Raw genomic sequence first — 1,090 nt, forward strand, 5'->3', positions numbered from 1 at the left:
TGTCCCGTAAAACGGGAGTGAAAAATAAACAGTACGAAACATGTGAAGGAACCTGAAGAGACAGCACAAAAAGCTCACCTACATGATTAGGTGAGCGGCTCTTTCAATTCAGATCAGACAGGAGGTCCCTGAGGGCAGAGAGAAGTCCGTTTCGGTGTTGGCGGCCCCCGGATGGCTGTGAACATCCATGTCTGGCGAATGCCAGCAACACACAATCCTATAAAAAGACAGAAAACGATGCTTACAATAAGCAGATCCAATGCCTCGGACAGAAGAAAGCCGTCATCGTCGGGAGCGGTTGAGTGATGGTTCTGTCCGTCTGGATCAGACGATGTGTTCTGAGCATCGCAAAGAATGCTCAGCTGTGTAAAAGTTTTGAGGGGATCGTCGATCAGTGCTGTTGGGGAAGCAATTCCGCCAAATGTCAGGCGTGCAATCAGCGCAAGCAATACGAGAGGCCAGAAGGCCAGCAGGTAGGTTGAACTGTGAGTGCGAGAGAGCATGTGAAGACAATTATATCAAATTCTTTTTGCGAACTAGATAATATCAGCGCCGGAAGTGCAACGCACACATGCCGCAGATAATGTTTGCTATGCGGAGAGGGTTAGGGGCGTCCTTGGGTGTGGTTGAATTGGGTTGCTTATGCAGTTCCCGATCAGGCCGAAAGCGCCAGCGGGAAGGTGGTCGCGCCATTGCGGTAGGTGCTACCGTGGGTGGCTTGATGTTCAGTGTCGGCGGTGTGTTTGGTGTCGGTCAGTACCATTCTTCTGTTTTTAGCTTTGCTGATCGCACTTTGGGTCAAGACAAGTCCATTTTTCTCATAGGAATGCTGGCAGGAGGCAGGAAGTTACGACGTACGACGTGGCTTACTGTGATGGAGCGAAAACCTGAAGATCAATCGTCACCGGATGGCGTTCCTGTAGCGTGGTCCGATGCGTGACGGACACGATCGTTACTGACGGGATATGGTCGCGCAGGAGGTCATAGAGCTGGTTTTCAGAGGCGGTATCAAGATTCGATGTCGACGCGGAAATCTCACAGAAGGGTTGTACATCGGGTTAGATTATGAAAAAGTCTGTTTTGCACAAAA

General features: G+C 50.3%; 1 protein-coding gene. It reads left to right on the forward strand.

The window, feature by feature from the left end; translation table 11 throughout:
- Positions 1 to 571: 571 nt before the first annotated feature.
- The gene (locus tag CSR02_RS16845; protein ID WP_183172742.1) at positions 572 to 940 is read left to right on the forward strand and encodes a hypothetical protein; all 369 of its coding nucleotides are present in this window, start codon (positions 572 to 574) and stop codon (positions 938 to 940) included.
- Positions 941 to 1,090 lie beyond the last annotated feature (150 nt).

This window comes from Acetobacter pomorum (genome assembly GCF_002738225.1).
Taxonomy (GTDB): domain Bacteria; phylum Pseudomonadota; class Alphaproteobacteria; order Acetobacterales; family Acetobacteraceae; genus Acetobacter; species Acetobacter pomorum.